17 protein-coding genes are annotated in these 17,380 nt (G+C 60.4%); 5 read left to right on the top strand and 12 right to left on the bottom strand.

Going from position 1 to position 17,380, the window contains the following annotated elements; translation table 11 throughout:
- Positions 1–9: 9 nt before the first annotated feature.
- The 7 genes from soxB to Q666_RS44015 form a co-directional block, all read right to left on the bottom strand.
- Positions 10–1,704 (bottom strand): thiosulfohydrolase SoxB, encoded by a 1,695-nt coding sequence (soxB, locus tag Q666_RS44045; RefSeq protein WP_023003228.1) that lies wholly within the window; start codon positions 1,702–1,704, stop codon positions 10–12.
- A gap of 212 nt (positions 1,705–1,916) precedes the next feature.
- Complete coding sequence (gene soxA / locus Q666_RS44040; RefSeq protein WP_023003229.1) at positions 1,917–2,747, bottom strand: sulfur oxidation c-type cytochrome SoxA; 831 nt, start codon at positions 2,745–2,747, stop codon at positions 1,917–1,919.
- Positions 2,748–2,920: 173 nt separating this feature from the next.
- Complete coding sequence (gene soxZ, locus Q666_RS44035) at positions 2,921–3,247, bottom strand: thiosulfate oxidation carrier complex protein SoxZ (RefSeq protein WP_023003230.1); 327 nt, start codon at positions 3,245–3,247, stop codon at positions 2,921–2,923.
- A gap of 97 nt (positions 3,248–3,344) precedes the next feature.
- The gene (gene soxY / locus Q666_RS44030; RefSeq protein ID WP_023014500.1) at positions 3,345–3,794 is read right to left on the bottom strand and encodes a thiosulfate oxidation carrier protein SoxY; all 450 of its coding nucleotides are present in this window, start codon (positions 3,792–3,794) and stop codon (positions 3,345–3,347) included.
- Positions 3,795–3,817: 23 nt separating this feature from the next.
- Positions 3,818–4,297 (bottom strand): sulfur oxidation c-type cytochrome SoxX, encoded by a 480-nt coding sequence (soxX, locus tag Q666_RS44025; RefSeq protein WP_023003232.1) that lies wholly within the window; start codon positions 4,295–4,297, stop codon positions 3,818–3,820.
- Positions 4,298–4,474: 177 nt separating this feature from the next.
- Positions 4,475–5,068, bottom strand: coding sequence for a thioredoxin family protein (locus Q666_RS44020; RefSeq protein ID WP_023003233.1), 594 nt, complete (start codon positions 5,066–5,068; stop codon positions 4,475–4,477).
- A gap of 32 nt (positions 5,069–5,100) precedes the next feature.
- On the bottom strand, positions 5,101–5,835 hold the full coding sequence (locus tag Q666_RS44015; protein WP_023003234.1) for a cytochrome c biogenesis protein CcdA: 735 nt from the start codon (positions 5,833–5,835) through the stop codon (positions 5,101–5,103).
- Between the two features lie 92 nt (positions 5,836–5,927).
- Between Q666_RS44015 and Q666_RS44010 the strand changes: the two genes are divergently transcribed.
- From Q666_RS44010 to Q666_RS44000, 3 genes are all read left to right on the top strand, one after another.
- Positions 5,928–6,302 (top strand): regulatory protein SoxS, encoded by a 375-nt coding sequence (locus Q666_RS44010; RefSeq protein ID WP_023003235.1) that lies wholly within the window; start codon positions 5,928–5,930, stop codon positions 6,300–6,302.
- Positions 6,303–6,393: 91 nt separating this feature from the next.
- Positions 6,394–6,744: a metalloregulator ArsR/SmtB family transcription factor gene (locus Q666_RS44005; protein WP_023003236.1), complete on the top strand. Its 351-nt coding sequence runs from the start codon at positions 6,394–6,396 to the stop codon at positions 6,742–6,744.
- Between the two features lie 144 nt (positions 6,745–6,888).
- Entirely contained in the window at positions 6,889–7,995 is a 1,107-nt protein-coding gene (locus Q666_RS44000) for a YeeE/YedE family protein (protein WP_023003237.1), read from the top strand.
- Between the two features lie 24 nt (positions 7,996–8,019).
- Here Q666_RS44000 and Q666_RS43995 read toward each other — a convergent pair whose 3' ends face one another.
- Positions 8,020–8,958 carry an MBL fold metallo-hydrolase gene (locus Q666_RS43995; RefSeq protein ID WP_023014499.1) on the bottom strand — a complete coding sequence of 313 codons (939 nt, stop codon included), beginning with the start codon at positions 8,956–8,958 and terminating at the stop codon, positions 8,020–8,022.
- A 125-nt stretch (positions 8,959–9,083) separates the two neighbouring features.
- On the opposite strand from Q666_RS43995, the gene Q666_RS43990 reads away from it, so the two are divergent.
- Positions 9,084–10,190, top strand: coding sequence for a YeeE/YedE family protein (locus Q666_RS43990; RefSeq protein WP_023003239.1), 1,107 nt, complete (start codon positions 9,084–9,086; stop codon positions 10,188–10,190).
- Positions 10,191–10,242: 52 nt separating this feature from the next.
- Here the strand turns inward: Q666_RS43990 and Q666_RS43985 are convergent, their stop codons facing one another.
- The 4 genes from Q666_RS43985 to Q666_RS43975 all read right to left on the bottom strand — a co-directional run bounded on the left by Q666_RS43985 (position 10,243) and on the right by Q666_RS43975 (position 15,861).
- Positions 10,243–11,742, bottom strand: coding sequence for an SH3 domain-containing protein (locus tag Q666_RS43985; RefSeq protein WP_023003240.1), 1,500 nt, complete (start codon positions 11,740–11,742; stop codon positions 10,243–10,245).
- Between the two features lie 76 nt (positions 11,743–11,818).
- Positions 11,819–13,264: a caspase family protein gene (locus Q666_RS64805; RefSeq protein WP_023003241.1), complete on the bottom strand. Its 1,446-nt coding sequence runs from the start codon at positions 13,262–13,264 to the stop codon at positions 11,819–11,821.
- Positions 13,261–14,865, bottom strand: a complete 1,605-nt coding sequence (locus Q666_RS43980) for a caspase family protein (RefSeq protein WP_023003242.1) — start codon at positions 14,863–14,865, stop codon at positions 13,261–13,263. The genes Q666_RS64805 and Q666_RS43980 overlap by 4 nt, the downstream gene beginning before the upstream one ends.
- A 9-nt stretch (positions 14,866–14,874) precedes the next feature.
- Positions 14,875–15,861: an OmpA family protein gene (locus tag Q666_RS43975; protein WP_161633282.1), complete on the bottom strand. Its 987-nt coding sequence runs from the start codon at positions 15,859–15,861 to the stop codon at positions 14,875–14,877.
- A 280-nt stretch (positions 15,862–16,141) separates the two neighbouring features.
- Between Q666_RS43975 and Q666_RS64800 the strand changes: the two genes are divergently transcribed.
- Positions 16,142–17,353, top strand: a complete 1,212-nt coding sequence (locus Q666_RS64800) for a caspase family protein (RefSeq protein ID WP_055656100.1) — start codon at positions 16,142–16,144, stop codon at positions 17,351–17,353.
- The last annotated feature ends 27 nt before the right edge of the window (positions 17,354–17,380 follow it).

Genomic DNA, 17,380 nt, shown 5'->3' with positions numbered 1-17,380 from the left:
GAAATGGCGTCATCCTGCCAGCTTGACGGACTGGTTGTCCGGCAGGCTGACCACGGGATTGCTTGTGAGATAGGCTTCAACGACTTCGGAGATGGGCGGGCCTTCCGTGCCCTCGTTGACCGAGGCCCAGCCGGCAACGACATATTCCCTGGCGGGGTCGATGGCTTCTCCGGTGGCAAGCAGGGTCATGCCCGAGATGCGCTCGCCGATTTCCTTGCCGGGATCGATGGTGTAGCCCATGCCGCCAACGCGGACCATGTCACCACCCTGCTGGTAGTAGGGGTCCTTGTTGAAGAGGTTGTCGCCGACATCCTCCAGAATGTCCTTCAGCATCCGGCCCGTCATCGATGAACGGTAAGCGGCCGGATAGGTCATGGCGCAGGCGTTATGGACATCCTCGAAGGTGATGTCCTGGCCCGGCAGAAGCGATGTCCCCCAGCGGAAGCCGGGTGAGAGGGCAATTTCGGCGTCGCGTTCGGTCAGGAGTGCCTGGCAGATCAGATCGTCGAAGGTGCCGTTGAAGTTGCCGCGCCGGTAGAGAAGGTTCTCGGTCTTGCCGAGAACGCGGGCGAGGTCCGCTTCGTAGGGCGCGCGAACCTCATCGATGAGCGCAGCCATGTCCGCATCTGGCGTGATGACGTCGGAGAAGATCGGGATCAGGCGATAGGCATACCCGGCCAGCTTGCCGTCCTGAACGTCGAGATCGACCCGGGAGACAAACTTGCCGTTGGAGCCGGAGGCAATCACCAGCGTGTCATTGACGATGACCGGTTCCGGCAGGGCGTCGTGCGTGTGGCCCGTCAGGATGACGTCGATGCCGTCAACGCGCGAGGCGAGCTTCCGGTCGACGTCAAAGCCGTTGTGCGACAGCAGCACGACGATTTCAGCGCCCTCGTCGCGAGCTTCGGTCACATGTTTGGCAATGTCTTCCTCGCGGATGCCGAAGGACCAGCCGGGGATCATCCAGCGCGGGTTGGCAATCGGCGTATACGGGAAAGCCTGACCGATGACGGCGACCTTGGACCCGCCACGTTCAAACATCTTCCAGGCTTCGAAGGCGGGCTCGTCCCATTCGTTGTCGTAGATGTTGGAGCCGAGGAAGGCGAAGGGCAGACTGTCGATGACTTCCTGAACCCGGTCGGTGCCGTAGGTGAATTCCCAGTGCCCGGTCATGGCGTCGGGCTCGAGCGAGTTCATGATCGTGATCATGTCTTCGCCCTGGGTGACGTTGGATGTGTAGCTGCCCTGCCAGGTGTCGCCGCCATCCAGCAGGAGAACGTTGTCGGCGCCGCGTTCGGCGCGAATGCGCTTGATCACGGTTGCGACCCGGTCCATGCCGCCCATCTTGCCGTAGCTCCTGGCAAGGGAGACGAAGTCTTCCGAGGTCAGCGCATAGGCATCCGGCGACCCGGCTTCGATGTTGTAGAGCTTCAGGAAATCGGCACCGGTCACGTGTGGAGGTTTGCCGTTGACGTCGCCGATGCCCAGGTTGATGGATGGTTCGCGAAAGTAGATCGGCTTCAGCTGGGCGTGGATGTCGGTGATATGCACCAGCGTGAGCTTGCCTTTCGGGTCCATCCCCAGGAGCTGGTCTTCCGTCAGGGCTTGCTGGGCCATCAGCCGCGACCACGATCCTGCCATGCCCGATCCGAGCAAGGCACTTGTCGCGGTTGCCGCCATCAGGAACTCACGTCTTGAGAACATCCTCAGTTACTCCAAACCAACGGCCGATGCCCGGCCGGTTGCACAGTTTTCCCGTTGAGGCACGGCGACGCCGTGCACCCCGGTTATCCCACGTTCGGGACATTGATGTTTTCAGCCCTCTGTTTCCGCCTGCTGGCCGGGCGGGACTTCGCCGGCGACAGGAAAGAAACCGGCGCGGTGGCTGCGACCGCGCCGGAGTTTAAACGGTCAGCCTACTGGCGAACCGCCGGGGTTTCGATGCCGAGCCCCGAGCCACGCCAAGTCACATAGACCTCCAGAGCCATCAGCTCATCGGAGAAGGCGGCCGGGAAGGCTGCCCGCGTATCCCGGATACATCCGCGGAAGCGGTTGTGCAGGGAGACAAGGTCCGCCTGCTTCAGACGATAGGTCGGGAACCCGTTGACGTTGCCCTGGCTGAGATGGTCAGCCCGGATGTAGTTGCCGTTGTAGTTCTCGTGGCAGGTGGCACAGGACAGGTTCAGCTGACCCGTGCGGGTGTAGTAGAGCTCCTTGCCCTTGTCCCACCAGGTCTGCATTTCGCCTTCGCTCAGATCGACTTTCATCGGCATGCCAAGCGACTGGTGCTTGATGTAGGTCGTCAGAGCCTTCTGATCGGCCGCGTCGAACTTGTAGGGCTCTGCCTGCATGTTCTGTTCACGGCACTGGTTGATCTGAAGCTCGATGTTGAAAGGCTTGCCGGCGTCCTCATTCCACTTGGGATAGCTGGCGCCGAGACCCTTGAGGAACTCCTCGGAATCCTCGTGGCAGGAGGCGCAGGACTTGCCAGCAGCACCGTCCACGGTGTTCCAGATTTCCTCGCCGCGCTCCACATAGAGCATACCCGGGTTCTGGAAGCTGTCGGCCTCCAGATCACGCGTTTCTTCCGTGCGGTAGTGCCAGCCCGAGATCAGTTCGTCGAACGGGTGCCCTTCCGGCGCCGGTACACGGGTCATGATCTCCACTTCCCCGTCGATAACGAGCTTTTCGTCAACCGGCCCCCCGGCCAGGCTTGCGCTTGTGCCGACCATCGTTATTGCGAACATGGTGGCTATGCGTTTCGTTCTATTGGCCAAATCGTCTCCTCCCGATTTGAGCGATCCCTGGAACATCCTGCCTTCAACCGACTGCAGATACGATGTCCCGACACTCTCGATGCACCCTGTCCCAGGCTTTTCAGTCCGTGCGGACGTCACAGCCGCGGATGCAGGGCCGCCGCCTATTCAACAGTGATCTTGTTCTCGGATTCGTAGACGCTGCCGTCGTCATCGACCCAGGTGAACTTGAACGTGCCGGTTTCATTCACCTTGGCGCTGAACTCCATGTAGGGGTTCGCCGAGACGGCCGGGTCCATGTCACAGGAAAACACCACCTGTCCGTTGAACTCGCAGGTGAACTTGTTGATGATCTGGCGCGGAACGAGGTTACCCTCCTTGTCCTTGCGCTGACCGGATTCCATCGGGTGGCTGATAAGCGTCTTGATGGTGATGACTTCGCCCGCAGCTGCCTTCTTGGGCACTTTCACGCGCGGTTTCGGATCTGCCATGATTTGGTTCCTTCGTATCCCTGATCTGCTTGCCGGGCGGCGGTTCGGCTAAAGGCCGGTGCCAGTCCTGCGGACAAGCCGCTTGCGCTGTTGCTGATTAGCCGCCGCAGCCGCCGATGGTGACTTTCACTTCCTTGCGGTCGATGAAGGTGGAGCCATCGTTCATCTTGGCGACCGCGATGACGTTCTGCGTCTTGGCGAGCCGGATGCGGGTCTTGGCTTCGGCAACACCGCTCATGGCAGTGAAGTGGAACGTGGCAACAGCCGGGTTGGGGTTGCCGTCGGCCAGAATCAGGACAGATTCAACGAAGCTGTCTGCCGTCATCGGGCTGTCGACGGATACGCCGACCGGCACCGTGTTGCCGTTCTCGGCAATTTCCGGCGTGTCGAGGGAAACTGTTCCCTCCTTGGGATCTGCTCCGCCGGTGAAGGCCTTGATGGCCTCTTCGGTCTGGTCGGTTGCGGCGAAGGAAACCCGCGATCCGGCGGCCACGAATGCAGCGGCTCCGATCGTGAGACCAAACACCTGGCGTCTTGTAAAGCTCATCTCTTGCTCCTTGAAACCCGAGATCAATTCTCTTTCAGCGTCATGAGATAGGCGACAACGTCCTCTACCTCTTGCGCTGACAGGATGGTTTTGCCGGCGAATTCCTCGTCGACGTTGATGCCCACCTTCAGGGTGTAGAAACCGGGCATGATGGTCTGTTCGCCGAAGACGTCCTTGCTGTTGACCACGATGGCGCGCAGTTGCGCCTCGCTCCAGCGGTCGGCAGCACCGTCGAGGACGGGGCCGACTTCGCCGTGGAACAGCTGGTCGTTGAGATCGGCATTGGCATGGCAAGCCAGGCAGTTGCCCTTCTTGCGATCGGCGAAGGCTTCGCGTCCGGCCTGCGGGTCTCCCTGAACGCCCGTCAGGGATTCGGACAGTTCCATATCGACGATGGGAACGCTGTCCGGAGCAACCGTTCCGGCGGCCGCTGCGGAAGCGGCCAGGACGGCTAGGCCGGCAAAGGCCGCCGGCAGGCTGAAATGTGTCGCGCCCTTGAACATTGTGTCGGCTTTCCTCCTCAGTGCGGAACGGCCGGCTGTGGTGCCGTTTGCGTTCCTTCGGCAGGTCCGATTCCCCAGCCTGCCTGTCCTCCTCATATTAAAAGATATGATTTTTTGCATATGTTATGCAATAGGCCTTTTGCCGTATCCGGCATAAACCTGTTTTATCCGCTCGTCCTATTCCGCGTCGAGGCGGCCTTTTTCGCGCAACTCGTTGATTATGCGGGCATGATACTTCTGGAAATGCTCGTCGCCTTCGTAGCCTTTTTCCTGAACCCAGCGAAACATGTTCAGGAAAGTCCACTTGCCGAAGGCGCCAGGCATCGTCGCAACGGCCACTTCCGACACGGTTCCCTCGCTCGGAACCTCCTCCGGCAGGAACACGATTGTGGGTGTGAAGACATAGCCCCATTTGCGCGCGGCGGTCTTTTCGGTCAGTTCTTCGCCGTCCAGGTCAATCACTTCCTCGTCGCCGAACATGTTGTATTGCACGACCATGAAGTTCTCTTTGATGTAGTCGGTCACTTCCGGGTCGGAGAGGATCTTTTCGTGCATCTGGCGGCAATAGATGCAGCCACGTTGTTCAAAGATGATTGCAAGGCGCTTGCCTTCTCCTGCCGCGGTTTCAATGTCTTCGCCTATGTCGCGGAAGGTTACGGTGAACCAGGGCTGCTTGTGCAGGCCATCGTCGCCGAGCGTTGCGGCGAGCGCCGTTGTGGTCAGGGCCGCCAAGAGCTCGACTGCCAGCACCAATTGTTTCCAGATACGCATGTCATTGTCCTCCCTGGACCGGAAATGGCCGGTCAGCCGATTTGTGAGAAAACCGGGAAAGTTTCGAGTAGCCAGAAGGCGATTGCCGACATTTGCCCGGTGATGAACAGCAGGCCGGTGAGCACCAGGAGGCCGCCCATGATCTTTTCCACCGTGCCCATGTGTTTGCGGAAACGGCCGGCCAGTTTCAGGAACCGGCTGGCAAATGCTGCCGCCAGGATGAAAGGCAGACCGATGCCGAGTGCATAGACCGCAAGCAGTCCGGCGCCGTGCCAGGTGGTGTCCGACGATCCGGCAACGAACAGGATTGCCGCCAGAACCGGGCCGACGCACGGTGTCCAGCCGAACGCGAACGCCAGGCCCATGACGAAGGCTCCAACCAGACCCGCGGGCTTGCGTTCCACATGAATGCGGGCTTCGCGGAACAGGAGCCCGATGCGAAAGACACCGAGAAAATGCAGGCCCATGACGATGATGATCGCGCCTGCAACATAAGACAGGATATCGTAGTAGCGGGCGATCGACTGGCCGATGACGCTGGCCGTTGCACCGAGGGCGACAAAGACGAGCGAAAAGCCGAGCACGAAGGCGATCGCCGCCAGAATCACCCGGCGACCCGTTTCGGCCGTGGCCGTGTCGCCCTTCAGTTCATCGACGCTGACACCGGCCAGGTAACACAGGTAGGGCGGCACAATCGGCAAGACACAAGGCGAAATGAATGAAAGCAGACCTGCCAGAAAGGCAGCGCCCAGAGAAACATCGAGCATTCATTTCCTCCCAGAGAAACTCGATCTTCGGTTGCTTTAAAATATTCAAAAGTTCCTATATATTGCAATGGAAGAAATGTGGAGACTGCAAAATGTCCGTCGCGACACGTGCGATGATCCTTGCCGGAGTGTTGGTTTCCGGCCTGTTTCAGGCGTTGCCCGCCTGGAGTGCCGAGCTGGTCATGCTTGAGCAGCCGGGGTGTGTCTGGTGCAAACGCTGGAACGAGGAAATCGGCATCGCCTATCCGAAGACGTCGGAAGGCCGGCAAGCGCCGTTGCGCCGCGTCGATATTACCGACGCCTGGCCGCAGGACCTGGCCGGCATACCGAAAGAGCGGATGACTCCAACCTTCATTCTGGTGGCCGACGGCGTTGAAATCGACCGTTTGCGCGGCTATCCGGGAGAGCACTTCTTCTGGCCGCTGCTGACCGATATGTTGGGAAAGCTTCCGGACACGAGCAAGTGATGCTGTTGATCCGGTGCTGAAGTTGAGGCATGAATCTGAAAAGCGGTTTTGTGCGCTGCAATGGCAATGCTGAAAAGGGTATGGGTTCCGGATGATACTGCCGGCCTTTGACAAGAACCTGGATGCGAAGGACCTCGACCTGCTGATGGAGCAGGCGCGGAAGGCGAGCGATCTGCTCAAGGCCCTTTCGCACGAAGTACGCCTTGTCATCCTGTGTCTGCTGTCTGAAGGCGAAAAGTCGGTTTCCGAGCTCGAAGAGATCCTGACAATGCCGCAGGCCGCGGTTTCCCAGCAGCTTGCACGGCTTCGCCTGGAAGGCCTTGTGCAGTCGCGGCGCGACGGGCGGATGATCTACTACAGCCTCATGAACGATGAGGTAAGTTCGATCATTTCGAGCCTTTACGAGCTGTTCTGCAAGGACGTGCGTGCACCTGAAAAATAAACGCAGGTAGCGCAACATACGGGCGTGCGATGCAGCAACGAGATCGATTGCTCCAAATTTCGCTGCCTGCTACGGTTTGAAAAATCGCCGAAAGAGCGAGTACGGGAAACGCGGCCGGAATAACCGGCGGAGGGTAGGACGCGCATGGTCAATCTCGATCCGGCGGTGCTGACACCGCTTCTGGGTGTGCTCGCGGGGTGCGTGCTGGGGTTCGTTGCCAGGTCAAACCACTTCTGTACGCTGTCGGCCCTGGAAAGACACTGGTACGCGGGCGACAGCAGCGCGCTCAGGACCTGGGTGCTTGCTTCCGTATCCGCACTGATCGGCACACAGCTGCTCGTCGCCTTCGGCATGGCCGACACGGCTGCCTCCTTTTACCTGTCACCGCAATTTGCCTGGACGGGCGCCATTCTCGGCGGCTTCATGTTCGGCATCGGCATGGCGCTTGTCGGCACCTGCGGCTTCGGTGCCGTTCTGCGTCTGGGAGGCGGAAGTCTGCGGGCGCTCGTGGTGCTGACGGTCATCGGCCTGTCGGCACTGGCCGCCCAAAGGGGCATCGTCGGCATCGTGCGGGTGCCGATCGTCGATGATCTTGCCGTTTCCTTCACCGCAAGCGGCAGCCAGTCCATGGGCGACATTGTCTCGACCCTGGTGGGCATGAAGCTGCAGGGTGTGGTTGCCATCGTGCTCGCTTTGGCCGGTCTGTTCTGGATCTTCAAATCGGCGTCCTATCGCCGGCAATGGAGCAAGATCGGAACCGGTGTTGTCATCGGCAGCGTGATCGCCTTCGGCTGGTGGGCGACAACCTTCCTTGCGGGACGCTCCTTCGATCCGATCCAGATCGAGGCCGGATCCTTCGTGGTACCGGTCGGTGACACCATCATGCAGCTGATCACCTATACGGGGACCCTGCCGGATTACGGCGTCGGTCTGATTGCCGGTACGCTGGTCGGCGCCGTGGTCGCGGCCATGTGGAAACGGGATATCCGCTGGGAAGCGTGCGACGATGCACGCGAACTCGGCCGCCATCTTCTGGGTGGCACCCTGATGGGTGTCGGCGGCGTGTTTTCCATGGGCTGCACGGTGGGGCAGGGCATTACCGGCTTTTCCACGCTGGCGATTTCTGCGCCCATCGTGATGGTATCCATGGCACTCGGTGCGCGGGTCGGGCTTGCCTGGCTTGTGGAAGGCAACGTCCTTGCCGCCTTCCAGCGCAACCAGGGCAGTGCCCATCACTCGGCGGCGGAGTGAAACCGGCACCTTTCACCCGGCAGTTCAGGCTGCGACGAAACTGTAGGCATCGCCGGTGCGTTCCACGTGCCCTCCACCGGGGTGGGGGAAGTGGTAACCGATGACGCGGGAGCCATCTTGCGCCAGGCGGTCGAGCAGCGCCTTGCGGGTGGCAATGCCCATGTCGCGGTCCTGATCGGAGCCGGAAGCCCAGCCGGGTTTTTCGAAAGAAATCACCGTGTTGGAAATCGCGTCGCCCACCACCATCAGGCTTTCGGATCCGCCGTGCAGCATGTAGGACATGTGCCCCGGAGTGTGGCCCGCCGTGTCGATTGCCTCAACGCCTGAAAGCACTTCCTGGCCCGGCTTGATCATGTTCACCCGGTCTTCGATCACGTCGAAACGCGCCTGTGCCCCGACCACGAAACTCTTGCGCTCCTCCGGCGTCTTGGCCAGCGTATCGTCGGCGCGCCAGTAGTCCCATTCGGCCTGTGGCATCCAGATCTGCGCTTCCGGGTAAAGCGGATCGTCGAAATCGTCCAGGATGCCCCAAAGATGGTCCGGGTGGGCGTGGGTGAAGACAATGTCGGTGATGTCCGACGGATCGATACCGGCTTCCGCCAGGTGGCCCGGCAACTCACCTGCCGTCGACTGGAAATTGGCGCCTGATCCGACGTCGAAGAGGACTGTGCGGTCGCCGGTCCGGAGCAATGTGATGTTGCAATCCGGCGTCAGAGCGTCCGTGGCAAGGCCATGGGGTTTCAGCAGCGCCGCGATCTCTTCTTCGCTTTGTTCTGGCAAAATGAAGTTCATCGGCAGGGTCAGATGACCGTCGGAAAAGACGGTGATGTCGTGTGCTCCGAGGGTCAGGTTCGCGGCTGCGAAGGCAGGCGTTATCCGGCTGGCAAAACCCGCGGTCGCAAACGCGAGGCCTCCGGCAAGAACGTTGCGTCTCGTCAGATCTTTCCGAAATTGCCCGGACATGGCATCCTCCACATATTCAAACTTTTGAATTTATCTATGTTTCATTGAGAGAGGTCAATGCCCGTTGAAGCGAAAGGGCACCAAGCTGGTGGCAATCGAGGACGCAGTGTGCCCGGGAGGGGCCCATGGACCTGACATTTCTTCTGGACGAAATTTCCGAGCCCTGGTTGCTGGCAATCGGCGGGCTGGTTGTCGGCGTCCTTTTTGGCGCCTTTGCCCAGCAAAGCCGCTTTTGCCTGCGCGCTGCCAGCCTGGAATTCTCTCGCGGTGCGCCGAAGGACCGGTTGCCTGTCTGGCTCCTGACCTTTTCCGCGGCGGTTCTGTGCACGCAAGTGTTGATCCACCTGGGCGAAGTGCAGGCAAATGAAGCCCGCCAGTTGGCGTCGCCGCAAAGTCTCTCCGGAGCTTTGCTGGGCGGGTTGATGTTTGGCACCGGCATGGTGCTGGCGCGCGGATGCGCAAGCCGTCTGCTGGTGCTTTCGGCCACCGGCAATCTGCGGGCGTTATTGTCCGGGCTTGTCTTTGCCGTCGTCGCCCAGGCGAGCCTGCGTGGCCTGTTGAAACCGGTGCGCGAATGGTTTGCAGGTCTTTGGACGACAGGGGATATCGGCGGCAACAATCTGACCGAGATGCTGGGATTGAGCACATCCGTGACGCTTGGCTTCACGGCGCTCTGGCTGGTGGCGGGGCTTGTCTTTGCCTGGCGGTCGAGGGTGAAGGTCTGGCAGCTGGTGGCGGCAGCGGGCGCGGGGCTGGCAATTCCCCTGGCCTGGTGGTTCACATCCGCCATGGCCCGGCAGGCTTTCGACCCCGTGCAGGTGGAAGGCGTAACCTTCACCGGACCGTCCGCCGATGCCCTGATGCTGGTTCTGTCACCACCGGGTGATCTGCTTGATTTCGATGTCGGCTTGGTGCCCGGCGTCTTTCTGGGCTCGTTCCTGGCGGCCTTCGTGACGCGGGAACTCGCCCTGCAGGGGTTCGAAGGCGGCAAGTCGATGGCGCGCTACCTCACCGGAGCAACGCTCATGGGCTTCGGCGGCATGCTTGCCGGCGGCTGTGCCGTCGGGGCCGGTATCACGGGAGCTTCCATCTTCGCGCTGACGGCGTGGATCACCCTGACCGCCATCTGGCTGTCTGCCGGCATTGCCGATCGCCTGCTGACAAGCTATGACGCCCGGCAGCAGACAGTCGGTGGGTCTCCTGCAGCAGAACAGGTGAAAACCGCAGCCTGAAGGCAAAGCAGGAAGAGGCCTTGCCTGCCGGGAGCTGACGGGTTCAAGGCCCTTATCGGCCTATCATGGTTTCTTCTGTTGCCGGACGGGTGAACTGGTCGAATTCGGAAACGAAGCGGGCACTGATCCAGCCGCCGGTGGACAGTTGATACCAGACACCTTGCGGCCCCGAGACGATACGGCAATCGGAAATCTTGACCTTGTCGCCGATCTGCACCCGGCCAACGGCTTCCGCGTCGAGAGAAGGGTTCTGGCGAACGTTGACGTCCCGCGCGATGGTGCGCTCCCACGAATTCCAGTCCGTCAGAGCTGTCGGTGTTTCCTCGCCGATGTCGTAGTCGATGACATCGCTCGTCCAGTAGGCATATTCGGTCGTCAGCCTGCCGCCGTGGCAACTGGCTGCGTCGGCAAGCAGCGCGTTGGTCACTTTCGGCAGGGTATCGTCGAAGGGCCCCGGCATTGCGCACCATGTGGGGGCGTCATACCCGCCCTTCGCACAGGGTAGCGAACCGGAGGTGATGCGCATGCCGACGGTGCCGTCTTCGGAAAGTTCTACGGTGCAATAAGCAACGCCGTTATGGCTGGCGGCGATACGGCGTGACCCCAACTCTTGGATCAGATCTTCCAGCTTGGTTTCCTGCGGGTTCGGGCCAGATCCGTCAATTGCGCCGAATTCATATTCGACTTCAGATTTCCTGATTGAATTGTCGGCCTGGAAAAGCTGGGTGCACATGGCGCCAACCGTGTCCATGTAAAGGGCACTCTTGTTGATCGGGTCGGCAATCGTGCCGGCAGAAACCGGCGTCAGGCCCATCGCGTAGGACCGAATGCCGCCAGCCAGATAAAAGAAGCTGTCGGCAGTACGGTGGGACAGGGCTTCCTGCAGCAGAATGGACGGGGCAATGCCGCCCTTGATCAGCTTGACGTAGGTCTGTGTCACTTCATAGGCCAGGTTCATGGCTTCCTTGACCGCAACAAGCTGGTTGGCCTTCTCCTCCGGCAGGAATGCCATGTGGTACCCGAGTGCCGCGCCAGCTTCCAGAAAGCGGATATCGCCACCATAAACAGCGTTGCGCGGGGTAGCCGCCAGGGTGAAGGCGAGAGCGCAGGCGGACAGGCACTCGTTACCGTTGAGAACGAAGACACCGTTGAGATCCGGGTCCTGCGAGCCGACGTTGTATTGCAGATACTGGCCGATGCGGATGCCTTCCAGAAAGCTGCCGCCGGGGCTGTCGAAGACGATGTATTTGCCCCAGGTGCCGTCGAGAGCAGCCTTCAGCTTTTCCAGATCGCCTTTTTCGATGACGCCGGAAATCAGGAATATCGTTCCCTGCAGTTCATTGACCACGCTGCCGGCAGACCCTTTGCCCGGATACAACGGCTTCAATTGTGCCAATCGCGGTGCGAGATCGGGACGCTGTGTAATCTCGGCGGCGGAAAGCTGCGAAACCGCGAAAACCAGCGAAAGACAGAAAACGATGGATTTGAGCAACATGGGTACCGTCGACTGCTGAGTGAAGCGGGCGCCGGCCGCCTCGATGATTTTTGCCAAACGAGGTCCGGGAAAGTGCCCGTTTGTGACGCCTGAAAGTGAAGTTTGAGACCTGCTTGAGCTTGCCTGCAAGGGATTACTGCCGGATTTCATAATCCTGATAACCGGCCGCCCAACGGGCGCTGCGATTGGCGTTGTCCGCGGTCCAGACCTTGTTGAGGCGGCCGGAAAGTTCCTTCATGAAATCGATCTTGTTGCCGATCGGCTCGAATTCGCCGTTGGCAGCAAGAAGGTTTTCCAGATCCACCGGATCCTCGGTCACAATCGCCAGCAGCTTGCCCTTGCCCGCCGGTCCCTCTGCCTCGAAGCTGAAGCCATAGGACGGGTCGGGAACCGTGAGCGCGGAGTTGGCCCGGATGCGACCGGTCTTGCCGGCGGAGCGATCCTCATCGGTCGGGAACAGAAGCACCAGATCGTCTTCGACGGTCAGGTCGAAAAGGGTCAGGTAGCCATCGACCGCGCTGGTGAGCTGGAATTGCACCTCGTCACCGATCTGGTGTACGGAGCCGGGCAGGATGGAGACCTTGATTTCCTGAGAGGATTGTTCCGGAAGCACGTCGGAAACATCGTCGGCGGTATTTCCGGTTACCGTCTGGACGGGGCCTTCGGCCGAAGCCGGTTGCAGAATGAAGGCTTCGTTGCGCGGTGACATGTTCGGCGTGAACTGCAGATCACGGCAATCCTCCACGCGCTGGCACCATTGCTCGGTGCGCGGACGCAGATAGTTCAGAAGTTCCGCGGTGGTGACACGGCCATTGCCGTTGAGGTCGGCCTCGCGCGTGCGCAGACCCCGGATCAGGTTCTGGGTAAAGATGCCCGAGCCGTTGGTTTCCCATGCGAGCTGGTGCGGCAGGGCAGCGGACAGGGTCAGATGCACGTTGGTTTCGCGTGCCAGAGGCTCTTCGTCACGCACCACCGGCAGGGACCTGGAAACGCCCGAGAACGGCAGGTAACGCGCCTTCGCATCAAGACCCTTGGAAACAAGATCCGGCACGACATCGCGGTTGACCGTACCTGAATGACAGGAATCGGCGATCAGGATCACTTCGCGGCCCCTCAGTGTGGACAGCGCGGAGGCGATCTCGTCGTCGGTGAGCATATCCTCGGCCCTTGCACCTCTGCGGCCGTAATCGGTCGGGACGAAGGTTTCATCGAGACCGTCCTCTTCGTCGCCATTGCGATCGGGAACCTGGGAGCCGTGACCGGAATAATAAATGATGACGCGGTCACCCGGCTTCGTTTCACTGGCGAGCCAACCGGTGATGGAACCCAGAATGTTGTTCTTGGCCGCGCCTTCTTCCACCAGGATGCGGACATCGGAAGATGCAAAGCCCCAGTCGCCCTTGAGGAAATCCGCCATCTGGCGCACGTCGTTCGCAGGGCCTGAAAGCTGCGCGTCCGGTTCCAGATAAGGGTAGACACCGGCGCCGATCAGCAATGCCTTTTGCGCGGCGTGAACCGTGCCGGCGGACAGGCACAGGCACATGGTTGCCGCGAAGGCCTTGAGGTATCCTGTTTTCACTGGAGGTCTCCCTTTGCGCGCGTATAAAGCCCGACCCAGTCCAGGCCGAAGGACTGGCCGTCGAGCGTGTGGCCGATTTCCTTGGCCAGGGCGGCGAGATCATTGTTTTGTTGTGCGTCCTGAACCGCATCCACGAGATCGGGCATGGGGGACGGTGTGGTGATGGCGATGAGATGGTCGGCGCCGAAAGGCGGGATCACCGCGGATCGGAAGCTGTCAGTCCGGCCAGGCCGGAGCTTGCCTGCAGCCAGACCGCGCTTGCCTCTGCGAACGGGGCCGACCAGTTGAACTGCCCCGTTTGAAGCGAGGTTGAACAGGACCACATTTTCGTTGCCGGACGAGCGGATCGAGAATGTCACCTGCTCACCTTCGATATAGGTCCGGCTGCCGTCGGAGAGATCCAGTTCCGGACCTTCAGTTTCGGCAAAGCCGATCAGGAAGGCAAGGAAGCGCCATTTGTCGACGGTCGCCTGCAGGGCCTCGGCGGAAGGCGGGGCGGGAAACGAGGCAATCACGTCACCGGTCTTGTAGACCAGTGAAGAGCCGTCGCCGTCGTAAATCAGATCGGCCTCCGCCTTGCTGTCGACCTTGCGGATGCCTGACAGGGCGGGAATTGTCTCGCCGGGGGCGGCGTAGAGCGTCAGTTCCGGTAGTCCGGCGCTCGGGGCAGGCGTGCCGGCAGCATCATGCAGCAGGATTTCCAAGTCTCTGGATCCGGCATTGACCTCCGGCCGTTGCCGCCGTTCGGTATGGCGCTTGACCGAGCTGTTGACGTAACGCTTCAGCTCGGCCGTGTTCAAAACGCTGTTGCTGTCACCGTCCGCTTCACCCTCAAGTGCGCGGGAAAAGGCATAGGAGAGCGCACCGCGCAGCTCTTCGCCGATCCGCACTTCCTGGGTGACCTTGTTGCGGTCCTGGGCATAAAGCCAGATGACATTTTGAAGTGCATCTTCCTCAACTTCGCCAAGTTGCCTCACCCGGTCGGCGATCCTGTCAGAGGATTTGTCGACCCGAACATCGGCAACGCGCACATTTACTTCTGCGCGGAAATCGGCGGCCCGGGCCATATCGCCTGCAAAACAGCTGTCGGCGACGAAGACGACGGTTGCTTCCTTTTCTTCGGCCAGCAGATGGCCGACCTCGTTGTCGATGATGCGCTCGTTGACACCCGGGCCGGTTTCGTCGAAGCCCGCCAGCAGGAACATGTTGTCGAGTTCTTCGTGCCCGGGAAGGATCGCTTCCTGCCGGGCACCGTGACCGGCATAATGAAACACCAGCGTATCCCCCGGGCCGGCAAGCTCCGTCAGCTCCCGCCACGAGGCAAAGACGTTGTCCCGCGTGGCGTCGGCATCGGTCAGCAGGATGACCTTGCTGGCCTCCAGCTTTTCCAGTGTTCCGGCAACATCTCTCGCGTCATTGACGGCGCCCTTGAGGTCAGTGATGTGCTGATAGTCGTCAATGCCGATGACGAGGCCGTAGAGATTGCCGGCAAATGCGGGAAGCGGCGCGGCAAGGCCTGCTGCAAGCACGAGGGCAGGGGCAAATCCCGGCACCCGCTTTTTCAGGAAAGCCGCGGAGGCCGGCAGAATGGATCTGGTCATGCGGGCCGCCTATTTCCGGACGAATTCAACACGCCGGTGCGCCTGATTGCGCACGTCCTCGGTGTAGAGGGATGGATCGTCGAACTGGAACGGCTGGCTTTCACCCATGCCAAGCACCTCGATGGAGCCGGAGTATCCGGCTGCCAGCAAGGCGCTACGTACGGCCTCGGCACGCTTCATGGACAGTTGCATGTTGTAGGCATCAGAGCCGACCGGATCGGTATGGCCGACGACCTGGATGTCCGGGGAGCCCTGCTTTTCCAGAGCTTCCTGCACGTCTTCAAAGCTGGTCCTGCCGGCTTTGGTCATGACATCCTGATCGTAGACGAACTGGATCGGAACCAGGGTCTTCTTGCGTTTGTAGCCGCGCGTGGAAAAGCTGTATTGCGAGATCGACTGTCCGCTGCGGGTGACCGGGATCTTGATGTCTCCCGGTTCCTCTGAAATCTGGGCAACGACCACCGCCAGCTCATCCAGGCGGTCGCGCAGCCGGGCGATCATGGCATGTGCCGGTTCCGCAGGGGTCAACTCGGTGTCATCCACCAGGCCAAGGGCTTCCTGATAGGCGCGGAACGCCGGCAGGGTTTGCTGCTGCTTGCGCAGAATTTCTCCGAGCAGATAGGAAATACGCCAGTGGCTGCCGAATTCCTGAAGGTCGGCCAGGTCCTGTTTCAGGGTTTCAAGGTTGCCGGTATAGCCTTCAAGATCCTGAAACGGCGCGATGACGTCGAGCCGGGCATCGATGATTTCCTTGCCGAAGCCTTCGACCACCATGCCGTCGCAATCGCTGTCATTGAAGGCCTGGTCGTAGATCCTGACGCGGTCTTCGTGACCGGCGCTCAGCGGCATCGCAAGCCAGTCCTTCTGAATGCTCTCGCATGAAACGAGTTGTGCGGAAGCGTCAGTGGTCAGGAGGGGCAGGGCGATGACGGTGGAGACGGCAAGGCCCGCCAGGTGCATAAGGCGGGCGGGTAAAACAGTTCGGATAAGCGGCATGCTGGAAAGTCTCTCCAACTCTTGCATGATAAATTATAAAATAGGTCGGTCTGGCGGGTGTTTGCAGCGAAGGGTTGAGGGCCGGTTGTTTCCGGGCTCGCAGACGTTGCAACTGACGCACCGGTGTAAAATCCCGGTTGCTTCTCCGTTCCTTATTGCGTTTCAATCTGTTCGCAAGACAACATCACGCAGGGTCGCTTGAGTCAATTGTCAGGGCGTCATGAGGTATTTCAAATTGATGATTTCTAAGGATGAGGTTGCAGTGGTGCCGGGCGGTCAAATGTCGAGATGTGTCAGACTTCTGACAGGGTTCTGCTGTCTTTTTCTGATGGCCGCCGGTCTGGCGCAGGCGGAGGAAAACCGCTTTGCGCTTGTTATCGGTAATTCGTCCTACGAGAAGATCGGCCGGCTCGGAAACCCGGGACGGGATGCGGATCTTGTCGCCAAGTCGCTGGAAGCGGTCGGATTCGAAGTTTCGGTTCATTTCGACCTTGATGAGGACGGTCTTGGCAAGGTCCTGGACGATCTTGCCGATCGTGCTCCGGACCTGGATGTGGCGGTGCTCTATTTCGCAGGCCATGGCATTCAGAAGGATGGTGAGAATTTTCTGATCCCCGTGGATGCGCAACTGAAATCTGCGACCTCGATCGAACGGGAAACGGTCAGTCTGCGTTCGTTCATGGAGGTGATGGAAGAGGTGCCGATCAGTCTCCTGTTCCTTGACGCGTGCCGCAACAACCCCTTTGCCGAACATCTGTTGTCCCAGTCCTCCTCCGACGGGCGGTCCGCCGGGATCACCCGCGGGCTTGCCCCTATCCGCACCGTTGGCGACATGCTGGTCACTTTTGCCACCTTGCCGAATTCCGTTGCAAAGGATGGTGCCGGACAGAACTCGCCTTTTGCCAAGGCGCTGGCCCGCCACGTCGCCACACCGGATGCGGAAGTCTCCGTCTTGATGAAGCGGGTGACGCGTGACGTGATGGCCGAGACCGACGGCGAGCAGCGGCCGCAGCAGCTGTCTCAGATGCAGACGGAATTCTATTTCAAGCGCACCAACGCAGCCGCTCCGGAGACAGATGATCAGCAGACCCTGCTGGCAGTCTATCCCGGCTCGGTCAGTGCCGGCGAGGAAGTCTCGGTTCTGGCGGATGTGCCGCAGCAGTGCGCACCGGATTTCTTTAACATAACACCGTCAAACCGGGTGACGCCGATCCCGACTTCGTACTTCAAGACGGTTGAACTCGGCGGCGGCAAGATCCGGTACGAAATCTCGCCCGGCTCGCGCTATGGGCTGGTCGTGGAAGAAGCGGACGAGAAGGGGGCGAACCGCATCGGCTTCTTCTGTTCAATGGGACCGGCTCTTTCCGATCAGCAGAAAAAGGAAGTGCTCAGGCGCATCAACGGACAGCTCGCGCAAAACGAGATGTCCGGAACCATCGGGTCCGACCCGGAACGGGTCGCCTATCATTTTGCCGAGTTCAAGATCAACTGACGCAGGAGAAGAGGCGGGGCGCTTTCA

The sequence above is a fragment of the Labrenzia sp. C1B70 genome (genome assembly GCF_000475395.1).
In the GTDB taxonomy this organism is placed as follows: Bacteria; Pseudomonadota; Alphaproteobacteria; order Rhizobiales; family Stappiaceae; genus Roseibium; species Roseibium algicola.
The sequence above is the reverse complement of the archived record's forward strand: the minus strand, read 5'-3'. Positions and strand labels throughout refer to the sequence as shown.

Bases quoted from the DNA above. Each gene is read 5' to 3' on its own strand.
- soxB (WP_023003228.1), bottom strand. From the start codon at position 1,704: ATGTTCTCAAGACGTGAGTTCCTGATGGCGGCAACCGCGACAAGTGCC.
- soxA (WP_023003229.1), bottom strand. From the start codon at position 2,747: ATGTTCGCAATAACGATGGTCGGCACAAGCGCAAGCCTGGCCGGGGGG.
- soxZ (WP_023003230.1), bottom strand. From the start codon at position 3,247: ATGGCAGATCCGAAACCGCGCGTGAAAGTGCCCAAGAAGGCAGCTGCG.
- soxY (WP_023014500.1), bottom strand. From the start codon at position 3,794: ATGAGCTTTACAAGACGCCAGGTGTTTGGTCTCACGATCGGAGCCGCT.
- soxX (WP_023003232.1), bottom strand. From the start codon at position 4,297: ATGTTCAAGGGCGCGACACATTTCAGCCTGCCGGCGGCCTTTGCCGGC.
- Q666_RS44020 (WP_023003233.1), bottom strand. From the start codon at position 5,068: ATGCGTATCTGGAAACAATTGGTGCTGGCAGTCGAGCTCTTGGCGGCC.
- Q666_RS44015 (WP_023003234.1), bottom strand. From the start codon at position 5,835: ATGCTCGATGTTTCTCTGGGCGCTGCCTTTCTGGCAGGTCTGCTTTCA.
- Q666_RS44010 (WP_023003235.1), top strand. From the start codon at position 5,928: ATGTCCGTCGCGACACGTGCGATGATCCTTGCCGGAGTGTTGGTTTCC.
- Q666_RS44005 (WP_023003236.1), top strand. From the start codon at position 6,394: ATGATACTGCCGGCCTTTGACAAGAACCTGGATGCGAAGGACCTCGAC.
- Q666_RS44000 (WP_023003237.1), top strand. From the start codon at position 6,889: ATGGTCAATCTCGATCCGGCGGTGCTGACACCGCTTCTGGGTGTGCTC.
- Q666_RS43995 (WP_023014499.1), bottom strand. From the start codon at position 8,958: ATGTCCGGGCAATTTCGGAAAGATCTGACGAGACGCAACGTTCTTGCC.
- Q666_RS43990 (WP_023003239.1), top strand. From the start codon at position 9,084: ATGGACCTGACATTTCTTCTGGACGAAATTTCCGAGCCCTGGTTGCTG.
- Q666_RS43980 (WP_023003242.1), bottom strand. From the start codon at position 14,865: ATGACCAGATCCATTCTGCCGGCCTCCGCGGCTTTCCTGAAAAAGCGG.
- Q666_RS43975 (WP_161633282.1), bottom strand. From the start codon at position 15,861: ATGCCGCTTATCCGAACTGTTTTACCCGCCCGCCTTATGCACCTGGCG.
- Q666_RS64800 (WP_055656100.1), top strand. From the start codon at position 16,142: ATGTCGAGATGTGTCAGACTTCTGACAGGGTTCTGCTGTCTTTTTCTG.